Annotated in this window: 15 protein-coding genes; 1 reads left to right on the top strand and 14 read right to left on the bottom strand. The window is 37.0% G+C overall.

The window, feature by feature from the left end; translation table 11 throughout:
• Nucleotides 1–69 precede the first annotated feature (69 nt).
• Together KQI76_RS02800 and KQI76_RS02795 are read right to left on the bottom strand one after the other, a co-directional pair.
• Nucleotides 70–1,338 (bottom strand): sugar ABC transporter substrate-binding protein, encoded by a 1,269-nt coding sequence (locus tag KQI76_RS02800; protein ID WP_216398783.1) that lies wholly within the window; start codon nucleotides 1,336–1,338, stop codon nucleotides 70–72.
• Nucleotides 1,339–1,546: 208 nt separating this feature from the next.
• Nucleotides 1,547–2,389, bottom strand: coding sequence for an AraC family transcriptional regulator (locus tag KQI76_RS02795; protein ID WP_216398782.1), 843 nt, complete (start codon nucleotides 2,387–2,389; stop codon nucleotides 1,547–1,549).
• A gap of 290 nt (nucleotides 2,390–2,679) precedes the next feature.
• Here KQI76_RS02795 and KQI76_RS02790 point away from each other — a divergent pair, with 290 nt between their 5' ends.
• Nucleotides 2,680–3,636, top strand: a complete 957-nt coding sequence (locus tag KQI76_RS02790) for a ribose-phosphate diphosphokinase (protein ID WP_371817641.1) — start codon at nucleotides 2,680–2,682, stop codon at nucleotides 3,634–3,636.
• Nucleotides 3,637–3,916: 280 nt separating this feature from the next.
• Here KQI76_RS02790 and yghU read toward each other — a convergent pair whose 3' ends face one another.
• The 12 genes from yghU to KQI76_RS02730 all read right to left on the bottom strand — a co-directional run bounded on the left by yghU (nucleotide 3,917) and on the right by KQI76_RS02730 (nucleotide 22,750).
• On the bottom strand, nucleotides 3,917–4,705 hold the full coding sequence (gene yghU / locus KQI76_RS02785; RefSeq protein ID WP_216398781.1) for a glutathione-dependent disulfide-bond oxidoreductase: 789 nt from the start codon (nucleotides 4,703–4,705) through the stop codon (nucleotides 3,917–3,919).
• Between the two features lie 302 nt (nucleotides 4,706–5,007).
• On the bottom strand, nucleotides 5,008–6,765 hold the full coding sequence (locus tag KQI76_RS02780; protein WP_253288772.1) for an ABC transporter ATP-binding protein: 1,758 nt from the start codon (nucleotides 6,763–6,765) through the stop codon (nucleotides 5,008–5,010).
• Entirely contained in the window at nucleotides 6,762–8,474 is a 1,713-nt protein-coding gene (locus KQI76_RS02775) for an ABC transporter ATP-binding protein (RefSeq protein WP_216398780.1), read from the bottom strand. The genes KQI76_RS02780 and KQI76_RS02775 overlap by 4 nt, the downstream gene beginning before the upstream one ends.
• A 228-nt stretch (nucleotides 8,475–8,702) precedes the next feature.
• A complete protein-coding gene (brnQ, locus tag KQI76_RS02770) occupies nucleotides 8,703–10,055 on the bottom strand; it encodes a branched-chain amino acid transport system II carrier protein (RefSeq protein WP_216398779.1) in 1,353 nt (450 codons plus the stop codon).
• 211 nt (nucleotides 10,056–10,266) lie between these two features.
• Nucleotides 10,267–11,715, bottom strand: a complete 1,449-nt coding sequence (locus tag KQI76_RS02765; RefSeq protein WP_216398778.1) for an ABC transporter substrate-binding protein — start codon at nucleotides 11,713–11,715, stop codon at nucleotides 10,267–10,269.
• Nucleotides 11,716–11,758: 43 nt separating this feature from the next.
• Nucleotides 11,759–12,760 carry a carbohydrate ABC transporter permease gene (locus KQI76_RS02760; protein ID WP_253288771.1) on the bottom strand — a complete coding sequence of 334 codons (1,002 nt, stop codon included), beginning with the start codon at nucleotides 12,758–12,760 and terminating at the stop codon, nucleotides 11,759–11,761.
• 15 nt (nucleotides 12,761–12,775) lie between these two features.
• Complete coding sequence (locus KQI76_RS02755; RefSeq protein WP_216398777.1) at nucleotides 12,776–13,630, bottom strand: carbohydrate ABC transporter permease; 855 nt, start codon at nucleotides 13,628–13,630, stop codon at nucleotides 12,776–12,778.
• Complete coding sequence (locus tag KQI76_RS02750) at nucleotides 13,630–16,005, bottom strand: DUF5696 domain-containing protein (RefSeq protein ID WP_216398776.1); 2,376 nt, start codon at nucleotides 16,003–16,005, stop codon at nucleotides 13,630–13,632. Before KQI76_RS02750 ends, KQI76_RS02755 begins: the two co-directional genes overlap by 1 nt.
• Nucleotides 15,992–18,034, bottom strand: a complete 2,043-nt coding sequence (locus KQI76_RS02745) for a YIP1 family protein (RefSeq protein WP_216398775.1) — start codon at nucleotides 18,032–18,034, stop codon at nucleotides 15,992–15,994. Before KQI76_RS02745 ends, KQI76_RS02750 begins: the two co-directional genes overlap by 14 nt.
• A gap of 9 nt (nucleotides 18,035–18,043) precedes the next feature.
• Nucleotides 18,044–18,913, bottom strand: coding sequence for a carbohydrate ABC transporter permease (locus KQI76_RS02740; protein ID WP_216398774.1), 870 nt, complete (start codon nucleotides 18,911–18,913; stop codon nucleotides 18,044–18,046).
• Nucleotides 18,914–18,928: 15 nt separating this feature from the next.
• Nucleotides 18,929–19,813, bottom strand: coding sequence for a carbohydrate ABC transporter permease (locus KQI76_RS02735; protein WP_216398773.1), 885 nt, complete (start codon nucleotides 19,811–19,813; stop codon nucleotides 18,929–18,931).
• Nucleotides 19,814–19,831: 18 nt separating this feature from the next.
• Nucleotides 19,832–22,750 carry an extracellular solute-binding protein gene (locus tag KQI76_RS02730; protein WP_216398772.1) on the bottom strand — a complete coding sequence of 973 codons (2,919 nt, stop codon included), beginning with the start codon at nucleotides 22,748–22,750 and terminating at the stop codon, nucleotides 19,832–19,834.
• Nucleotides 22,751–22,819 lie beyond the last annotated feature (69 nt).

Genomic DNA, 22,819 nt, shown 5'->3' with positions numbered 1-22,819 from the left:
CTAAATATCCCCTTATTTATAATTAGTTTTGAGTGAGAAAACCTATTCGCACCCAAAACTAATTTTATTTTAATATAAATCTATTTTATCTTTTATATTTTGAACGGTCTCTGTTAATACATCTTCTATATCTTCTCCATTAATTATAAGTTGGATTGCATCATCCATATCCCAAATTGCAGACATTTCGGGTATATTTGGCATAGATATACCATGATCAATTTGTTGAGTATGACCAGTGTATATAGGGTCAGTAACTGCCTCTAAAATGACAGGTCGAGGGGGTAACTCACCAGTAATATCATGATATAATTCTGCACTCTCATCATTAGTCAAGAATTTTGCTAAATCAACAGCCCATTCGGCATTTTTACTATATGAAGATACTAACCATGACTTAACACCTACAAATGATGGTGCAATTTGTTCACCAATTTTCGGAAGAGGTGCCGTCCCTAAATCATCTCCTAAAGCCTCTCTATAAGATGAAATATTCCATGGCCCACTTATCACCATCCCCACTTTTCCTTCTGTAAATAAACCATCTAATACATCTACTGTTACTGTTCTTGGTAATATACCTGCATTGACGAATTGCAAATACTCTTCTAGTCCTTTTATTGAACCATCATTATTTAAGCCAATATCATCAACATTGTAAATTCCATCTTCTTCTCCAAAGATATATCCACCATGACTGTTCATAAATGAGTAAAGATAATAAAATTCTGGAGAAATTAAAAATCCATATTCGTCATTATCACTATTAGTAAATTCCAAGCTCATTTTATAAATATCCTCAATAGTAGTTGGAACTTCTTCTACTATACTTTTGTTATAATAAGTAAAATAGGTTTCAATTGCTATCGGTGCTCCATAAACTTCACCTTCATAAGTAAAGGCATCTATAGCCGCTTCACTGTATCCACCTAATTCTTCATCAGTAAAAGTCATTGGTTGGGCTAACCCTTGAGCAACAACATCTCCTAAACGATCTTGAGGTTGGAAAAACAAATCAGGTCCATCTCCGCCAGGACCTGCTAAAGCCAATTTCTGAACTTGATCCGGCATTGGAACAATTTCTAAAACAATATCAATACCTGTTTTCTCAGTATAATTATCAAAATACGGCTTCATTATTTCTAAGGCATCTCCCTGCCCAGAATCATCGTCATTAATCCAGACGATTAGTTCTTCAGGTTTTTCGGGCATCTCTCCATCATCTAATTCCTGCTTTGTAACATCCTCCCCGCGATCAGGTTCACAAGCTATCATCGTTACTAAAGCTGAAAATAATAATAATAATAAAATATAAAGTCTTTTTTTATTTTGAACCATAAAATAACCTCCTATTAAATAAATTAATTTAACTAATAACTAACTATATTATAAAGCGCTTCCATTTATAATTCTATATAATAATATTCTTAAAAATGTTCATATTATTAATCATCCTTTATCAATTTAGGCATTAAAAAGTCTTAACTACTTATCATAATTCAATAGTTAAGACTTTTTCTATAATTTCTAATTAATTATAATTTATCTATCCATATTTCTCGCGATACTGTTTAGGGGTCATACCTTCTCTGCTTTTAAAGGTTGCAACAAAATGGCTAACTGAGTTAAAACCAACCCTGCTCGCTATTTCCTTTAAGGTGAGATCGACATTAGTTAATAATAAACGTTTAGCTTCTCGGATCCGTAACTGAACTAAAAAGGCATAGGTACTCATGTTAAAGGTATCATGAAATAGCTTATTCAAGTGTTGTGGACTTAAATTAGCTTGCTGAGAGATTTCTAACAAACCAATATCTTTAGGAAATACTTGTTCGAGCCATTCTACAATTGGTTTAACTTTGTCATAGGAATGAATTCGTGGGATTTGTTCATCTATTTTAGCATATCTAATTAGTAAAATAATAAAATCATATAACTTTGTTGAAAGATCGTAATAAATGTTTGGGTCTACCTCATGTTTGGATTCAAGATAACTTAGTGTTAACTGGATGTGGTTATATAGATGCTCTTCACTAGTTTCCCGATAAATCACCGAATGATTAATCTCTAAAGCATTAAAGATACTTTCAATCGCATCACCACTGAAAGTTAGGTAGACGGTTGACCAGTCTCGGGTTTTTTCATAGTTAGGCTGGTAGCTATGAGAAGTGTATGGAGCAAGAAGGATACCGTGGCCTTTCTCCAAATTAAATTTTCGCCCCATAATCTCAATCATTCCTTCACCCTTAACAGTTTGGAGCCAGTGATAATATGGAAAGCCCTCTGGACGATTGAAATCCAATTCAAATGGGTTATAACCAATACTATCAATATAAATAGGTAATGACTTTTTGGGTGGCGAAAAAGTATAGCGTATCTTTTGATCCATAACTATTCCCCCTTTCTAATAAGGTGAAATTCACTCAATGGGTAACCATTCGCCACAGAGTGTTATATAAAGTGAAACTTCAATCAGTGGGAGTCTTATTGCCTGTTAATGCGGGATAAACCTACTTCTTATTATAGTTGATTTTTTCCATAGTGCAAAGCTAGCCCAAATAAGTTTGAAAATAATTCGTCCTAAATATAATTATCTTATGATGAGAACTAGAATTATATAATTAATTGTTTTACAATAGAGACAGGACAATAGTTAACCAATCAAAGGAGCGATTTTGAGTGGCAAGCCACAATTTTAAAGAAGAGATGAAAGTATTTAGTCTGAGTTCAAACAAAAGTTTAGCTGAAAAAATTGCCAATAATTTAGGTGTTGGATTAGGGAAATGCTCTGTCAAAACATTTAGTGATGGCGAAATTCAAATAAACATTGAAGAAAGTGTTCGTGGTTTCGATACCTATATCGTTCAATCAACGAATGATCCTTCTGATCATCATATTATGGAGTTGCTCATTTTAATCGATGCTTTTAGACGGGCATCGGCGAAAACAATTAATATTGTGATTCCTTACTATGGATATGCCAGACAGGATCGTAAAACTAAGTCACGTGAACCGATCACAGCTAAATTAATAGCCGATATCATAGAAGGCGCAGGTGCAGATCGGGTTATCGTAATGGATTTACACGCAACACAAGTGCAAGGATTTTTCCATATTCCAGTTGATCATTTAAATGGTCTTTCGATCTTAGCATCATATTTTATCGAAAAAAATTTAGAAGATGTTGTCGTTGTTGCGCCAGACCACGGAAGTGTAAAACGCGCTCGGCAATTTGCTGATCTTATCCATGCACCGATTGCTATTTTAGATAGAAGAGGGCCAAGGGAGATTGATCACCCGCTATTATCTGTTGTTGGTGATATTAAAGATAAAACAGCCATCTTGCTTGATGATATTATCGATACGGGTCGTCGTATCTCAATGGGAGCAAAAGCTTTGAAGGATAACGGTGCAAAAGAAGTTTATGCAGCTTGTACACACCCAGTACTCTCAGGGATCGCTACACAATATATTGACGAATCACCCATTAAAGAAATGATTGTTACCGATACTGTAGCTATTCCTCAAGAAAAGTGGTCTGATAAAATGATTTTATTAAGTACAGCTCCATTATTTAGTGATGCAATTAAACGTGTTCACTTAGAAAAGCCTGTTAGCTCACTATTTAATTATTAATCTTATCATTTATATTCAACAACCTTATTTGGTTCTTTACCAAATAAGGTTGCTAGGACATATTAGTATTCGTTTGCTATGAAGTTAACCTCCACAAAGTGGGGGTTTTCTGCTTCCATTAACCTAGTTGTAAGGCTTTTACTAACTGTTGCGCCCCTACTTCAATCATCTGATGCATGAATAAAGTAGGGGCCAATAGTTGATTAATCTGTGGTAAGTCAAGCTGTAGCTAAGTTTAAATCGGCTTCAAGATTAACGAACGAGATCAAGAATCGTTAATTTACTCCTCAATCGACTGATACTCCGCTTCCAACCCTTTTTGAACCGCAGGTCTTTCTGCAATCCGGTGAGACCATTTCAAGAGATTCGGATATTCATCTAGATTCAAAAATTGATAAGAGCCTTTATATAGTTTTCCTAAGGCTAATCGGCCGTACCAAGACCAGATTGCAATATCTGCAATCGTATAAGTATCGCCAGCTATATATGACTGCTCAGCTAACACTTTATCAAGTAAGTCAAGTTGACGCTTTGTTTCCATCGTGAAGCGGTCAATCGGATATTTCATAGGTTCCGGTGCATAAGCGAAAAAGTGACCAAATCCCCCACCAACAAAAGGCCCTGATCCAATTTGCCAGAATAACCAATTCAGTGTTTCTGTCCGACCATAAATATCTGTTGGGATCAACTTGTTAAATTTCTCAGCTAGATAAAGTAGGATCGATCCTGATTCGAAAATTTCCACACGTGGACTTTTGCTTTGATCAACTAGGGCTGGGATCTTGGAATTCGGGTTGATCTTGACAAAATCCGAACCGAATTGATCGCCTTTTCCAATATTGATGGTATACAAATCATAGTCTGCGCCATCGACACCCAACTCTTTTAACTCTTCAAGCATGATCGGCACTTTAATCCCATTCGGCGTTCCGAGTGAATAGAGCTGAAATGGTGCCTTTCCAACCGGTAGCCTTTGTTCAAACCGTTCTCCAGCCGTCGGGCGATTCCCACTTCTCTTTGAATTTTCATCTTCCCACTGCCATACATTTGGTAATTGATATTTTGTCATCGTAACACGCCTCCTAAAATGAATGCTTGTCTTTATTTTACTACTTATAGATCAATAAACCTATTGGATTGCTTGGTGATCTAATGATACCCTTTTTTAGAATGAACAAATCAGGGAAGCTAATTATAAATAACCTAAATCTTCACTCAGGGAGTCTCACTGACAGTTGATCTCCCACTTACAATACTTAATTTCCTTCGAATTCTCCAAATGGGATACTGACAGTTGCACTGTGATCATATGGAAAGAGAAGGCATGCTAATCCACACCTTCTCTTATGATGACCTAAATCAACTGATTCACTACTCCAAAAATTGACTACGATATAAGTCAGCATACACCCCATTTTGTTTAAGCAATTCATGATGCCCACCTTGTTCGACAATACGCCCCTTGTCCATCACCAAAATAACGTCCGCATCAACGATCGTTGACAGTCTATGCGCAATAACAAAGTTTGTCCGACCGTCCATTAAATTCGTCATCGCACTTTGGATCATTCGTTCCGTCCGCGTATCAACAGAAGAGGTCGCTTCATCTAAAATTAAAATATCAGGATCACTCACAAAAGCACGTGCGATTGTAATTAATTGCCGTTGTCCTTGTGATAAATTATTTCCCTCTTCATTAATCTGCGTCTCATATCCATCTGGAAGTGAAGTAATAAAATGGTGAGCATAGGCTTGTTTAGCTGCTTCAATCACAGCTTCTTTTGATGCCCCAAGATTTCCATAGCGAATATTATCGTAAATCGTTCCTTGAATCAGCCAGGTATCTTGTAAAACCATCCCAAAAAAGGAACGGAGATTCTCTCTCGGCGTTGTCCGAATATCAATATCATTCATCATAATTTGACCCGATGACACATCATAAAAGCGCATCAATAAATTGATGATCGTCGATTTACCAGCACCTGTATGACCGACAATCGCGACCGTTTCATTTCGCTTAACCTTTAGATTAAGGTTTTTAATAACTGGTTTATCTTTTTCATAAGCAAAATCCACATGACTAAATTCAATCTTTTGGATCGGTGCAACTATTTGATTTTCATCATTCTCTATTTCTTCTGGTGCATCTAAAAAATGAAAGACGCGTTCAGCCGAAGCCAGCGTTTCTTGTAGTTGATTTGCCATTTCTGCAATGACCTCAATCGGACGACGGATATTTTGGGAGTATTGCAGAAATGCAAGCACATCCCCAATCAGAATACTTCCAGATATGACAAGTAAACTCCCGATAATCGCAATCGTTACATACGCAAGATTACCAATAAAGGTCATCATAGGGAGCAGGATCCCTGCCATAAAACTAGCCCGCCAAGAAACTTCATAAAGATTGTTATTAATATTGCTGAAATCCTCATCTGACTGTTCTTCATAGCTAAAGGCTTTAATTAAATCCGTTCCCGTGAAATTTTCCTCAACAAAGCCGACCATCTCTCCCAATCCTCTTGACTTTTCTTGAAAAAAGTGCCGTGAACGATTCGTAATAAAACGGGTCGCGAAGAAGCTTAATGGTACAGTAAGTAGGAAGGCAAGTGACAAGATCCAGCTGATATTGACCATCATAAGTAAAATTCCAATTACTAATACCAAACTACCAAACATTTGACTGACACTAATTTGAATGTTATTCCCCATCTTATCAATATCATTCGTCATTCGACTAATCAAATCACCAGTTGACTGATTATCAAAATACGTCAGGGGTACTTTTTTAATTTTAGCAGATACTTCTGATCGAAGATCTTTGACCAATCTTTGCGATAAGTAAACGAGCGTACGCTCTTTAACAATATCAGCCACTGCTAAAATAAGATACATCACGATTAAAAGTAAGACAATTCTAAGTATGAATTGGTGATCAACAGCTATATGATCGCGAAATGCGACTTGTAGATGATTTAGAATCTGCCCTAAAATAACGGGTGTAAATACTTGAATAACTGTGACAATAACGGTGAACAAAAGTGAGATAATTAAAATCGCTTTATAGTGACTTAAATAACTCAGTAACCGCAAGAATGATCCTGTTTTCTTTTGCTTCTGATCCATCATCTACCCACCTCCTCTCCTTGTGAGATCGCAATTTCACGATAGACAGGATGATGGGCTAATAAATCATCATGACTTCCATAACCTTGCACTTTTCCATTTTCTAAAACAAGTATCTTATCAGCGTGACGTATCGTTGCAACACGCTGGGCCACGATGATCGTCATCGCCCCTCTTAGCCGATCTTCAAGCGCCTGCCTGATCTGATAATCTGTTCGATAATCTAAAGCAGAAAATGAATCGTCAAAAATATACACACTTGCATCACGAGCTAATGCTCTCGTAATGGCAAGGCGCTGTCTTTGCCCACCAGAGAAATTCGCACCACCACGGATCACCTTCGTATCTAACGCCTCTTCCTTTGGTAAAAACTCTCTTGCCCTGGCAATCGTTAAATCATTTAAAATCTGCTCATCAGAAATGTCAGGATTACTATACTGCATATTGCCACGTATAGATTCAGAAAAGAAGAAGTTTTGTTGTGGAACATAGCTTATCCGACGACGGACATCATCCGTATAAAGTTGATTAATTGGTTCCCCATTAATCAGCAAGTCACCTTCAGTTGGTTGATAAAACTGCATCAGTAGTTTTAAAAATGTTGATTTACCAGAACCCGTCCCTCCTATAATTCCGAGCACTTCACCTGTTTTTAATGAGAAATTGATTTTGTCTAAAGCAGGTAAATTTGCCCCCGGGTAATAAAATGTAAGATCTTTCGCCTCAATCGACTGCATGGGCTCAGTTAATCTTGTTGTACCACCCACTTTTCGTGATGGATAATCGATCACTTCCTGGACACGCGAAATTGATGTAGACGTACGGGGAATAATCATTAACATTCTTGAAAGCATGACTAATCCTGTCATCACTTGTGCAGTGTATTGAATAAACGCTAGTAACTCACCAATATTCATCGTACCATCGGCAATGAACTGGGACCCAAAATAAACAGCAATAACAGTTGTCACACTAACAACAAAAGTTAATAAAGGTTGTACTGTACTCATCGCATTATTAATACGCATAGATAATCTGTAATAATCATCGTTTGCCTCTTCAAAAATTGCTTCCTCCTCTTTATCTCTGGAAAAAGCACGGATCACCTTTAACCCTGTTAATCGTTGACGCAATAATAAATTAACACGATCTAAAGCGTTTTGTAGTTTAGGGAAATAAGGAATAACCACTCGAATAATAAAATAAATGAGGACAAAGATAATCGGCATACTAATTAGCACGATCGCGGTCAAACGTCGGTGAGTTAAATAGGCCATCACTAATCCACCAATAAATTGCAATGGAGCCCGTAAAAGAGGGCGCATCATGAGTAGAACAAACTGTTCAATATGCCCGACATCGTTTGTCGTCCGAGTAATCAGTGATGAGATGCCTAAAGCCTCTGTTTCATCAAAGGTCATATGATTCACTTTATTAAAAATTCGTTTCCGTAAATCGCGTGAAAAAGCCATGGCAGCTTTTGCAGAAAAATAAGAAGCGGAACCCCGCACGATAATCGTTAGTAATGTCACAAGCAACATAAGGCCGCCGATACGGAAGACATACTGGACATCTTCTACTGCTATCCCATTGTCTACGATTAATGAGAGTAATCGCGGTAAGTATAGTTCACCAATTGTATTTCCTAATGTGAGGAAAAATACGAGAGTGACTAATCCTTTATATTTTTTTAAGTCTTGAAAAACACTCATTCTTGCCCCTCTTTTCTATCTATCTATTAACTAGTCTATCATAATAAGAAATAAGACTTCACTTATATGATTAACTCTATTCTCCAAAATAAAACACAAGTAAATAGGCTGGAGCATACCTTAGATTCCAGACTACAAAACTTGTGTCGTTAGACTCTCTTTAACTATTCTATCTGATTTTCCAACAGAAGACTGTTATCTCTAATTATGTTAGAAATTAAGTGATGATTAGTTCAAGTACTTTTCACGCACTTTCCAAAAAAACAGACCAATGATAAAGCCAATCATTGCAGGAACAATCCAACCAAAGCCATAGTCAAACCCAGGTAAGTAAAGCCCAGCAAAGTTGATTATTTTAGCAATGATTACATTCTCCTTGATCGAATTAGGCAAGGCGTTGATAAAATCGAATAATGCTGCAATAATCGTCAAACCTGTTGTCCATCGATAGACATCCTTTTGTTGATGAATAAAAGGGGACAGTAACGATAAAATAATCAACGTAATAGCCAACGGATAAAGAAACATAAGCACGGGTAAGGATAACTGAATAATTGTATTTAAACCAAAGTTAGCAATGATAAAAGATAAAAGCGTAAAAACCACCGCGTACTTATTATAGGATATGGAATGTGGAAACATTTCTCTAAAGATCTGGGAACATGATGTAATTAATCCGATCGCCGTTTTTAAACAAGCAACAAACACAATGATAGCGAGTAAAATTTGACCTGCAAATCCAAAATAATGTGCACCAACCATGGATAGAATAACCCCACCGTTGGCTCCTATTCCAACACTACCTAAACTCGTTGCTCCCATATAAGCTAATGAAGCATAAATAACACCCATTCCAATCAAACAGACTATACCAGATTTTAATGTCTCAATAGCCTTTCTTTTTGGATCGTGTACCCCTAACTTTTCTATATTTGCAATAATCACAATCGCAAAGGCGAGTGATGCTAATGCATCCATTGTGTGATAACCTTCTATTAGTCCAGTAAATAAAGGGCGGGCAGCATACTTCTCTTGCGGTGCAAATTGACCGACCTCACCCATCGGATTGATAAAGGTTGCAATAATTAAGATAGACAAAAGAACTAAGAAAGTAGGTGTGAGGTATTTACCCACCCAATCCAATATTCGACCTGGTCGAAGTGAAAAGTAAAGCGTCATAATAAAAAAGATCAACGAGAAGATAAATAAACCGATTTGAAGAAATTCATCACCAATAAAATCTGCCAATCCTACTTCAAAAGCGACTGTAGCTGTTCGCGGAATCGCAAATAATGGCCCAATGGTTAAATATAGGGCACACGTAAATAAGATCGAATAGCTCTTATTTATAGGCTTCGCCATATCGTACAAGCTCTCACTTCTAGAAAGTGCTGAGCCGATAACTCCCAGAACCGGAAGACCCACACCTGTAATTAAGAAACCTATCGTGGCTGGTAGAGTATTCATACCTGCCAACTGCCCCATGTGAACAGGAAAAATTAAATTACCCGCTCCGAAAAATAGGCCAAACAATAGTGAACCAATCAATAAACTTGATTTAAAATCTAACTTTTCATTCATCATAAAACTCCTTAAAATAACAGAGGATAATGGATTAAATTATAACATATTGTTTCATATTTCATAGTATTTTTTTCTTTAACATAGAAAAAACTTTTTGGTTTTCATTATATGATTGAGACGGGAATCATACTGACGGTTGTAGTGCGATAAGGACATTAAAAAACACGCTTTGATGGTGGGCACCATCAAAGCATGTCTTAAAAAGTAATTAATAGAATAACTCATCAAGAGCATCTTGATAATATTGATTAATAAACTCTGTTAAGTTAGGTGCAATATCATGAGCATTGACTTCGCCTTCAATAATCGCTCTTTCCACGTTATCATACTCACCGCCAAAGTATACCTCATCCAAGAATGTTTGGAAACCTGGCATTGCCGCACCACCTAATGGAATTGGGTGTGTAGCACGTGCTAAGAAGTCATCATAGTATTGGCCTTCTGGTAACAATGTTCGTAATTCATCCCAAATATCTTGATCTTTAATAAGTGGAAGACCATCTGGATGACTAAAGACTAGCTCGCCATCTTCACGTTCAAGTGTTTTAAATGCTTCTAACTTAGCTTCCCAACCTTCTCGGCCCCATCCAAAGAACTTCAAGAGCTCATAAGCTTCTCTCGGGTACTCAGTAGCATCTGAAATTGAGCCGAAGTCAACAAATGCTGGTTTATTAAGTGATGTTGCATCGTCGCCTTGTGGGACAACATAAGGAACCCATTTAATCCCTTTATCGGCGAATTCATCCGTTCCGAATAAATCTACAGTCCACCATGCATCTAATTGCATCGCTACACGTCCAGATGAGGCAGCCCAAAGCTCACGGTCACCGAAAGCAGCTTCTGCTTCATCTGTATCAAAGAATGGTGCGTGGTTGCCATTACGAACAAATTCAGCATGTTGCGTAATTGAATCAGCCCACTCTGTTGTCATATCATATTGCTCGCCATCCCAACCAAATTCACCATCTGCATCAGCATTGACAATTGGTGCCATTGTAAAGATTTGCGTATAAGTATTATAACCGAAGATTCCCTCTTCAGGGATTGTCATTTTTTCAATCAAATCTAACATTTCACTGTATGTCCAATCTGGAGATGGCATATCTACGTTTTGTTGCTCAAAGAGGTTTTCATCTAAGAAAACGGTATATGGTTGATAAGCAGCAGGGGCTGCCATCTTTCGTTCTCCATCAAAATAACCTTTATTAACTAAGGTATCTAAAATATTATCTGTCTCTGGGTCTGCTTCAAAGAACTCTGTAAAATCGCCTAACCACATATTACGGATTGGTACGTCAACATTACCCATATACCAGAATACATCAGGTAAATCTCCAGTACTTGCTAGGTTAGTTAAATGATCATTCCAACCTTCTTGTTCTAATTCAACAATTTCAACTGTAATATTAGGGTATTTTTCCATAAACTTATCAGCTAAAAAACGTTGTAGTTCAAGGTTTTGCCAAGATGCATATGTTAATGTAATTTCTTCATCAGTCATTGGCGGTAAATCTGCAGTCTCTTCTGTTTCCCCTGCCCCATCATCACTACCTGTGTTTGAATCACTTGGCGTATCATCACTTGATGAACATCCTGCAACTAACAAAAATACTGCTAAAATAACCGACAAGAGTGTATACATTGTTTTTCTTGTCATTTCACTTCCCCCATTCCTTTTAATTAAGTTTATATTACGGTGATTATTCACCGGTAATACCAGTATTATCGACACTTTCAACGAAGTATCGTTGTAAGAAGAAATAAATGATCAGTAGTGGTAGGATACTAATAACCGTTCCAGCCATCTTGATCCCTTCATTGATCCGATTTGGACTCGCTTCAGTTGCTGGATAAAGTGCTTGGTAATTTGTTTCAAATTGCTGTAACTGAAGTAATATAGTCGTAATATCAGTTGAAGAGCTCGTTAAATAAAGCGTTGTTAAATAAGTTTCATTCCAATACCAAACAAATGAGAACAGAAAAGCGACGATAAAGGCTGGGATAGCCATTGGAATCGCAATTTTAAAGAAACTGACCAATTGATTAGCACCATCAACTTCTGCTGCTTCATAAAGAGATTTTGGTGTTTGTTTAAAAAATTGATAAAATATCAAAATAAAAATTGTACTATTTAAACCTTGCCCCAGTAGAGCAGGGATCGTAAAGGCACTTAAAGAACCTGTTAATCCCAACTCACTAAATAAACGATAAGTTGGCATCATCAAAATTTGTGGTGGAATAATAAAACTGAAGATCATTAAACCAAACCATAGTTTCTTCAATGGAAACTCAAATCGAGCAAAGCCATAGCCAACAATTGATGAAATTGCGACTTGAATTAACGTTGGAAATAGGGCAATCTGTATACTTCCTAGCAGTGCCGGACGTACATTTAATACTGTGTAAGCCTGGCGATAATTATCAAGATACAAGGAAGAAGGAATCCAATTAATTGCCATATCCAGTAAATCACTCAACGATTGCATACTCGTTACAAACATATATAGAATCGGATAGAGATAAACAAAGCCAATACATAATAACAGCAAATAAATCGTAAATTTGAGTAGAAAACCTGTTCGGTCGTTGAAACCGAATAGAAAACGTTGCATTTTTTGTTTGATAATCTCAGCTTTATCCCTGAACGACATTTCACTGTTTTTCAATACTCCACCTAGACTCGTTGCACTTTTTGTTGACATAGATATCCTCCCTCCTTAACGATATCGTTTCGGTTCTTTTTCCTTAAATACAAAGTATATAATTATGAGCATAATGCCAATAATGACTGCATACATCCAAGCCATTGCTGATGCGAAGCCATAGCCTCTTGTCGCATTAAACATATTACTATAAATCAATTCAATAATTGGATTTTGGCCACTATTAGCTAACGACACTAGCGTATAAACTAAATTAATTAAAATTAAAGGCTTGATTGTCGGTAAGGTAATCTTCCAAAAACATTCCCAATTTGATCCGCCATCAATTTTCGCTGCTTCGTATAAATTGGGATCGATTTTCTGTAAGGAGGCAAGGAATAAAAGGATCTGCACTCCCGAATACCACAAAATTGTAATGATTTGATTAAACAAATCACTGATGACCCCCGCAAAAAAGCTAGGGAAAATTGAGTTCAAGACACCCATAATAATATCTTGATCGAGCATTGGTATCGCTGTTGCCCCCTGATCAACCAATTGGTTAATCACGGGGCCACTAGCTACAATAACTGGTAAGAAAAAGATTGTTCGAAACAAACCTTTAAATTTAATCTCCTGATTAAGTAACATCGCTATAATTAAAGCGAAGACAACGATAACAGGTACTCGAATAAATGTATCAACAGCAAAGGCTAATAATTCTTGAATAAAGAACATATCTTGTAGCCAAACATTTAGATAATTATTAAAGCCTGCGTAAACGAACTGTAAACCACTTGGTGTAATCCGCATATCATTCATACTATAGTAAAAGGATTGAATCATCGGATAGAGCACCAAGCCTAAAAATCCAATTAACCAAGGTAGAATAAATAGATAGCCATATATTGTTTCACGTTTGATCTTCATCAGTTATTCACCACCTTATACGACATCGGTTCAATCAAGTGATCATTTACTGTTTGTGGCTCTTCCGCATAGTTGATTAAGACATCCACTCCATTATCATAACTGACTCTTGTCGTTTGTCCTTGACGTTGGTAATCAACGATCACCGCTCCTGCTGTTTGATTATGCACATCTGATAGCTCTTGATAATACTCTTGAATCATCTCTTGGTAACGTTCATATTGTGAACTATATATATGAGATGAGTTTGTATTCATTAAATCAGCTGGACTTTCATGAGTAATCAAGAATGATGGATTAAATCCTTGTTCAACCATCTGTAAGAAAAATTCCTCTTGATTCGCTTGGAAATTTACATACTCCGCATAGATCGGAACGACTCCTTTTAATGTTAAAGCCAAAAATGGAATGTCCTCATCGGTAAATACATAGTTTGACGAACGTGTCGGAACATCGATCATCGCTTCTGTTTGGTCCCAAAGATATGCAAAAGGTTGTTCGAGTAAAAGATTAAAGTCATCTGCATAAGATTCAATTACTGGCTCATAATAATCTTTCGTCGAAATTCGATCAAACTCTTTGTTTCCTTCACTATAGGAAAAGAGTGTATTTGAAATTCCACTAATCATTATGTTTTCAATATCTGCATTTAGATAGTTGTCATGCATATTCTCCATTATTTTAACTGTCGATCCAGGATGGAGGTAATTGAATTCACGATACACTTTTCCATGGACCTCTTCCTTATATGTCCGACGGTTAAATTTCTTCATGATCTTATGTCGCGTTGTACCAAGTTCATCCATATTGATCCGCAGTCCATCATGGTAGAGGAATAAATCAATTTGTTCTTCATCCAACTGTTCAATTAACTCTTCTATTGATGTCCCATCAGATAAGGTAGACTCCGGATTAAATGTTTGAATCGGTAACCCACCATAATAACCTTTGTCATTCCAACCTTTATAGATTGATAAAATATTTTCCGCTCCCTGATCCTTAATATCTGTCAGAATATCATAGGCTTGACTAAAGGTTGTCATTGGAACGTCACTCTTAAAGAGTAAGCCTTGCTCAACTTCGGCGCCCAGAAGATCGACTCTTAGATTAAACTGGTCCTCTTTAACCGTGATTAAGTCATTATCTAACAAGTAGTCGCGATAAGTTGATGCGAGTCCCATATAATTTGCATCCTCTTCAGCAACGAAATGATAATGAACTTTAATATCAAAATTATTTCGATTACGCTGACGAACAACCATTGTTCCTGTATCTTGGCTTGTTGGTTGATTATAAACTTGACGATAAATAAACTTTGGTGTTATCCAGTTATAAGGTAGAATCGCTCCATTTGGATAAGCCTCTATACGGGCACTGAATTCTCCTTCTTCAATAATTCCTAGATACCCAATTTCATTATCGGTATGCACCATACCAAAAACAGGGGCAAGGACCTTTTCCGGATCATTAAATGGATTCATTTGGTTAAACAATGATAAGACATAAGGATCATCGATACCGACGTTTTCACCATATACCATCACTGAATAAGGTTGTGTATACTTACCGTCTTTATCATTAAGATAAATTAGGGCCCCAGAACCGTCCGGGATAAACATATATCCTTCCCGATCACCTAATAATGTATGGCCTAGAAATGGATAAACATAAATACTCGCCATACGGTATTGATTATTTTCCTCCACAATTGAGTCTTGTGGAATATCAACAGTAATCCCTTGATCTGTTAATGTCACTATCACTTCAAAACCAATTTCAAGTTCAGGATAAAAAATTTCTGCCAGAAAACCATCCTCTGTTTCAGTTACTGTTTTCTCTGGTTCCTGTGAATACATATCTGCCCGATAGGTCACAATATTTGTACCAACAATATATTCCATGACAATACCTGAACGGACAAAGTTTTGCCAAGATTCATTACTACCAACAGGTTCATCCACAGTTGAAGTCATAATGGCTCCAGTTTGTTTTTCACGTAAAATGATCGATAAATTTTCTTCTTTCAAATAAAGTTCAAAATGATCATTTTCAGTTAGAAATTTATGTCCTTCAATTTCATCCTGTTTTGAATCAATAATAATCTTTCGTTCTTCCTCTTCTTCCAATAAGTCTTCAAGTTCTTCCTCATCAACTTCAACCTGTTCGGGTTCTTCTTCTGGTGGAAGTTCACCTTCCGCATCTTCGGCGTCATCTCCAGCTTCATCTTCACCAGCCGGCTCTTCGACCACCGGTGTATCAGGGCCGGTTATTTCCATATCCTCCTCATCACCTGATAAGAGAAAATAGGTAAACCAGCCAGCAATGATAACGAATAGAACAACCTTAATTATTGTTTTTACTTTAACTGTTTTCAATGCGATACACCCCCTCATTGAAGACTGCAACAATAAACTGGAACATCTGTATGATCAAGATATAAACAATAAAGATGAACAATACAGCAATTAAAATCATAAATAATGTTAAGAAGATAATTTTAATTGTTTCACGAATTGTGTAGTCATTAATCTCTTTAATCATCACAAAGATTAACACGCCGACCCAAGTATAAATGATAACATTAGCTAAACTTAGTAAATACGCCTCATTTAATGTTAAGAAATTACTTATTAAGATCGTAAATGGTTTGAAAACAAAGTATGGCGCAAAGGCATAGATAAAGCCAGTAAAGACATGGTTGAATTTACCTTCCCCATCATTAATCGTTGTGATGAGATAGTTAGAACCAATTACTAAAGCAACAACCGCAACAAACATGGCCGTATCCATCGCTAATGTATATTCGCCATCACGAACGTAACTAAATATAAATCCTGTAAAGTATTTATCAATTATGAATAAGAGATAGAGTATAAATAACCAGAATGAGGCAGACCACATACTCCCTTTCTTTTCATATTGAATACTATAATAAGTATCAATTGGATGTCTAATCATATTTTTAATTAAAAAGACATCTTTGAAAAACTTCAGTCGATAACGAGATTGCAGATGGTCTGATAGACGTTTCCAATAACCCTTTCTGCTTTCTACAAAACCAAGGATTTTGAATAGGACATAGATACCAATGATAACAAAAATTAAGGTCATTACATTTTCTCTCATCCATACATTACGTACTTCCCAATAGGCATCTGAGTAACCTTCTTGATACTTCGCTTGACGGAAAGCATCTAGAGCTTCATTATATTCTTCTTCTTTAAAGAAGGCTTCGCCAAGACCGAGGTAAGCAAAATCGAATAAACTATTTAATCGAATAACCTCTTCCCATGGTTCCTTACTTGCCTCATAGTCCCCATTCTGATAAAGTTCAAGTGAGGTATGGACAAGATTAGCAAATTCAGTTGGTCGGAAAATTTGAATTTGGTTTCGATCTTGATCCAGCGCATAAATCTGGTCATTACTATCTACAGCAATAGCCGATAGTTTTCTAAATAGACCAATTCGTTGCCGTCCGTCATCCTGGCCACCAAAAACAAATAATAAATTCCCTTCACTGGTATATTCATAAATAAATCCATCTTCACTACCTACATAGACATTCTCTAAGGAACCTATTTCAATTGAGGCAGGAAATTCATCGGCTACTTGTGTTTCAATAATATTCTGTCCGGCTACATTTAACTTTCGAATCGCTTCTACTCGTTCCCCCTGCGAAACAGAATAGACAAGACCTTTTTCATCAATATTTATATTCGTCGATGTTGGTGGAACGATATCAATCATTCGACTTAATTGTTCATCGGTGAAAATCGCTTTACGGAAAACAGTCATTGGCGTTACCGCAGTTTGATTCGGGGCGTAATAGCCTAGAAATTGCCCAGTATTTGCATTAATTTGAATAATCCCATTTGAGTTACCCTGTGAAATAATATAAATATTATCTCTTTGGTCAACAGCTACTTTTAACGGAATAAAATTAGCTGTTTCACCAAATAGAATACTTTCCGGACGACCAAATTCTTGAAGCAATTCGCCTTCTAATGTATAAACATAAATCTTGGCATTTGACTCATCTGCCACATACACTTTATCGTCATGCGACAGAAAAATACCTGTTGGGCGACTCAATTCTTCTTCGCCAAAAATACGTTCTAAATTACCGGATCGATCACCAACTAAAATTCGGCCATTGCCAGTATCGGCAACATAGATTAGTCCATCAGCACCTACTTTTAGATCTTCGGCCTGTGAAAAGAGTTCATCATCAAATTTAACAATCGTATTTCTAACCGTATAGGCTGTTTGTGTTTCAACATAACGGCCATAACCATCTTCTGTAAATGTTCGGTAAGCTGTGTTTGCTTCTACAACCTGTGCCGTCGAAGTTAATAATAGAGTTATAGTAAGCAAGGCTAAGCTTATTCTTTTGATCATTTTCATTGTTAACACCTACTTTAATCCTGAATGTGCCATCGTATTCATTACCTTGCTTTGTAAGATAATAAACAAAATCAGGTTTGGCAAGAACATAATCAGAGAGGCGACGGCTGCCATTCCCTGTCCTACGACAACGTTTGTCTGAGCTGCTAATGTATTCATAAAGAATGCTAGCGTTCGCATATTCTCACTGGTTGTATAGAGTGTTGAAGTCTCTAAATCATTCCATACTAGCTGGAAGGCTAGAATTGCTGCCGTTGCTATCGCTGGTCTGATCAAAGGTAAAATGACCTTCCAATAAATCTTCAAGTCACTTGCCCCATCAATTACAGCCGCTTCAATCAACGAGTCAGGCACTTGGTCGATAAATTGCTTAACTAGAAACAGTCCAACTGGCATCGCAACAAGTGGTAAGATATGGGCAAAGTAAGTATCCTCAATACCTATAAATGAAATCGTTAAAAATCTTGGAATCATCACTGCAATCGGAACAAACATCAAGGCTGCATTATTAATTTCTAAAAGTGCCTTTTTACCGGTAAACTTCTTCTTAGATAAAGCGTAACCAGCAAGCGTCGATAAAATGATCGATAGTAATACCACCACAATCGTAACAAAGATACTGTTAAATAAATAACGTGATAAAGGAATCCCTGACGATTCAGCTAATTTATACAAGTTCGTAAAGTTTTCCAACGTCGGGTTTTTCACAAAGAACGTTGGCGGAAATGCATAAAGTTCATCAAGTGGCTTGAATGCATGGTTAAAGATAAAAATAATCGGCAATATCATAAACATAGCAAGCGGAATTAAAAAGATATAAAATTTCAATTGACTACGATGAAAGCCCTTTGGGTTCACACCACTACTTTTAAAAGCCATCTCAACCTTCCTTCCTTAAGCCTCTTCACTGAAGAGTTTTTTCGAAATATGGGCAAATAAGTATATGATCAGTAACAGAACAACAGATAATGCTGCTGCATAGCCCATCTCAAATCGAATAAAACCGTAGTCCTCGATATGATTCACCATGAGTTGACCAGCATACCCAGGTGTTGGATTTGCCCCTGTTAACTGCACACCGATCGCCCCAGCTGAGAAGGTACCAACAATCGCCATTACCGCACCAAAGAGCATCTGTGGTTTCATTGAAGGTACTGTAATATAGATTAACTCTTGGAAACGATTTTTTATTCCATCAATCGCACCCGCTTCATATAAAGTCTCATCAACATTAAGTACGCCCGAAATCATCGCTAGGAAACCAACCCCCATACTACTCCATAAGGCAACAACAATCATAATTGGTAAAATAAAACGCGTATCTTGTAGCCAAATAACAGGTTCAGTAATGATTCCTAACTTCATTAAAATGTAGTTGAAATAACCCGATTGGTTACCACTGAATATGACCTGCCAGACAACTGCCATTGCAATTCCTGCCGTCATCGATGGTGAGTAAAAAATTAAAGCAAAAATTGTCCGTGGTATTTTTGGTAATTGAGCTAAAACCCAAGCCAGGAGGAAGGATAAGACATATCCCCCTGGGCCAACAATTACGGCAAACAAAATCGTATTCGGTAAAACATATTGCATAAAAATTTCATCTTGTGTTAGCAAATTAATATAATTCATAAAGCCTACAAATTCTGGTGTTTCAATCGTGTTAAAGTTTGTAAACGATAGGAAGATCGCCATTAAAACAGGCACGATAATAAACAAGGTAAACAGTAAAATATAGGGTAGTAAAAACAGGTAGGCGCTTTTATTATTGTCTCTCATGACTTTGACCCTCCTTCGTTACTCTTCATTAAGTGACAATTCCGGATTTGGATAAGACTGGATAACTGCTCCATCTTTCATAAAGCCGAATTCCTCCAGCTTTCTTTCCGTTTCACGATTAACTCGTTTACTTGCTAAGTCAATCGCCGTCCGTAGATTTTCGCCATCAAGCACAACAGCATTGTATGCATTACTTAACTCACGCTCTAGTAAATAACTACCCGGTGCACGAGGTACTTCAGCAATCCATTCGGCCTGATCAAGGATTATTTGTTTATGACTATGTGGCCATGGTAATTCTGAATAAGCCGCTAAATTAGCAGTATTCCACATATATTCTGATCCATAGGTCGTTTGAAGCGTATTTCCAAAAGCAACTTGGGTTTCTGCTTTAGACCACCACTTCATAAACTCCCAAGCAGCATCCGTTTTGTCAGTATCTTTAAACATAATATTACTTTCCGCTCCACCTGTAGACCAACGCTCGACTTCTCCATCACTATTTTCAATCCCTGGGACAAGAGCAACATCCCAAACATTAGCAATTTCTGGCGCAGCATTCAGAATTAAGTTATACATATGATAGTCTGAAATCCCAATTGGAATCGAACCATCGCGGAACTGTTGATAGAAACTTGGAACATCGTAAGGTATATTATAGATTGTAAATAACTCGGTTAATAAGCGCATACCCTCAATTGTATCATTGTTATTTAACTCGGTTCGATGAATCGTATCGCCGTAGAATTGTCCACCACTTTGATAGATCAATGGCATGGTCCCGGCGAAAATTTTCATTCCACTCATACCTGCTGTCGGGTAGAAAAAGTTCATCCCACGTCTTTGAAGCTCTGGTAAGTATGAACGAACATCAAAGATCGTATCAGGAATTGCTAATTCCATATCCTCTAAAATATCCTCCCGATAAAACATAACCCAAAAATTCATTGTATCTGGCAGTGCATAGACACCGTCTTGAATCTTCGCGGGTACAAGCATTCCTGGTGGATAATCAGAAACAACCTCTTGATAATCACTAAACTCAGTTAAATCTTGAAGAGCGCCACGAATTCCAATTTCAAATGGAAGGGCGTAGTTTACACCCAAGGCCACATCTGGCGCTTCCCCAGCTGCATTAGCAAGGATTAATTTATTCTGGTCTGGCATTAAGGATAGATCAACTTTTACTCCAGTCTCAGCAGTAAATGTTTCATCAATCAAACGTTGCATAATTTCAACATATTGGCGTGGGCGGTTGACCCATACCTGTAAATTATTTTTATCTATATTGCTCACTTCATAATCTTGGGCACCAAATGTATTGGCAAAACGCTTAATACTGGCCCATGTCTTAGTAAAGAAGCCTGCTTCTTCAGGAATATCCGCTTCATCTTGATAAAGGTAAAAGCGATCGATTGCAATCCCGTTATCATTATGGGCTTGAAGTAAGTTTCCTAGATAGGCAGTGACTGAATTCGTTCCTGTTGATAGTTCACTTTTGCGTCGTGCTATTTGCTCTGGACGTTCAGCCAAACTTCGCAACTGCTCTTCAGCAATTCTCAACTCTGAAAAGGCTCCGATTGCATTTTTGTCAGGATTAAACGTTTTCATCTCTTCATAAATAGTAGCCATTTCATCAGCCCAGGAAATCATTAAATCTGTCACACCTGGAATATAATCTTCTACATTAATATCTCTGTATCGATCGGCATCTGGTCCAATCAAGTTTGTTAATTCTAATGATAGATTTTGAATCTCATTCGTTAAACGTTCAATTTGTTCCATCGCTTCTTTTAGAGGTTCAACCGTTATTTGAAAAGAAATTGTATGGCTTCCCTCTTCAAGATAGATCGGAATTTTTTGATCTGATTGATCCGCTAATGTATAGTGGTAATACTTTGATTGATAAGGAAATGGGAAATCTTTGAAACTCTGAAAAGGAATCTCACCATCTAGTTCAATATTCATAAATACAGGAAAATCAGCTTTTGAATCTTGTTGATAATGCATACCCAAATAATAGTAACCAGCTTCCTCTATATCAACATCATAATAAATTTTATCCCCCGCTGAATTAAAGGAATCAGCATCAATATGATTTAACACTCGCTTATCATCACTGTAAGGGACTAAATTTACATTAAAAGAGGCATTTGCCCGAATGGAAGAATTATTCCGCTTCACCAGATCATTGGCCGCTTCAACTTCAATATATTGATTCCCCGTCACTTCAGCCTGCTCGTGGTCACCTAATGAAGGTTTACCAGCTAACTCTATTGTACGTATAAGTAAATTTCCCTCAGAAACAGTCAATTCAATTTCATTTTCCCCTTGTTCCAATTTCATCATTAATGGGGAACTATCTCGATAACTTGAATCAATTAAATACTTAAACTCCCAATCATCAATCTTAATTGGTTGAGGAATAATTTCATTTCCATACTTGTCAATTTGAAAGGTTTCTGGATTTTCCCAACCACTCTCAAAGATTAAATTTCGCATTTCATAAAAAGGAATAGAATCATTGACACGCATCTCCAATTGCGTTGGTAAAACATTGACACCTTCAATCTTATATTCAAACCCAATCTGATAATAAGCTGTCTCAGGTGCTTCAATCGTAAAGCTAGCGGTTTCATCTTGACCCACCTGAATCACTTGTTCACCTTCAACAGTCGTTTGTCGATCAGATTTTAGCCCAGTCATATCATCAAATACAATTGGCTCGCCTTGATAATGGTCTGCTTCTGTACCTTCTATATATGCTGAGTATTTCTCAGTTTCATCACGCTCTTCATCTGAAACGATATCCTCCAGATCGACAGATTCATCATATGTCACTTCCAGATCTTCATCTTCTGTTTCTGCTTCATCAGCATAGACTGATAGATTCAGAAACGGTGATCCCAATAACACTAAAACTAAGATGCTAATCATTACTTTTTTCCACTTTACAAGTAGCAAACCCATCACCTCTAAAAATATCATGATATATTCCATATAAAT

It is taken from the genome of Amphibacillus sp. MSJ-3, from assembly GCF_018919165.1.
Lineage (GTDB): Bacteria > Bacillota > Bacilli > Bacillales > Amphibacillaceae > Amphibacillus.
This window is presented reverse-complemented; position numbering and strand designations above follow the sequence as displayed.

Coding starts and splice junctions, on each gene's coding strand:
- KQI76_RS02800 (WP_216398783.1), bottom strand. CDS start 1,338: ATGGTTCAAAATAAAAAAAGACTTTATATTTTATTATTATTATTATTT.
- KQI76_RS02795 (WP_216398782.1), bottom strand. CDS start 2,389: ATGGATCAAAAGATACGCTATACTTTTTCGCCACCCAAAAAGTCATTA.
- yghU (WP_216398781.1), bottom strand. CDS start 4,705: ATGACAAAATATCAATTACCAAATGTATGGCAGTGGGAAGATGAAAAT.
- KQI76_RS02780 (WP_253288772.1), bottom strand. CDS start 6,765: ATGATGGATCAGAAGCAAAAGAAAACAGGATCATTCTTGCGGTTACTG.
- KQI76_RS02775 (WP_216398780.1), bottom strand. CDS start 8,474: ATGAGTGTTTTTCAAGACTTAAAAAAATATAAAGGATTAGTCACTCTC.
- brnQ (WP_216398779.1), bottom strand. CDS start 10,055: ATGAATGAAAAGTTAGATTTTAAATCAAGTTTATTGATTGGTTCACTA.
- KQI76_RS02765 (WP_216398778.1), bottom strand. CDS start 11,715: ATGACAAGAAAAACAATGTATACACTCTTGTCGGTTATTTTAGCAGTA.
- KQI76_RS02760 (WP_253288771.1), bottom strand. CDS start 12,760: ATGTCAACAAAAAGTGCAACGAGTCTAGGTGGAGTATTGAAAAACAGT.
- KQI76_RS02755 (WP_216398777.1), bottom strand. CDS start 13,630: ATGAAGATCAAACGTGAAACAATATATGGCTATCTATTTATTCTACCT.
- KQI76_RS02745 (WP_216398775.1), bottom strand. CDS start 18,034: ATGAAAATGATCAAAAGAATAAGCTTAGCCTTGCTTACTATAACTCTA.
- KQI76_RS02740 (WP_216398774.1), bottom strand. CDS start 18,913: ATGGCTTTTAAAAGTAGTGGTGTGAACCCAAAGGGCTTTCATCGTAGT.
- KQI76_RS02735 (WP_216398773.1), bottom strand. CDS start 19,813: ATGAGAGACAATAATAAAAGCGCCTACCTGTTTTTACTACCCTATATT.
- KQI76_RS02730 (WP_216398772.1), bottom strand. CDS start 22,750: ATGATTAGCATCTTAGTTTTAGTGTTATTGGGATCACCGTTTCTGAAT.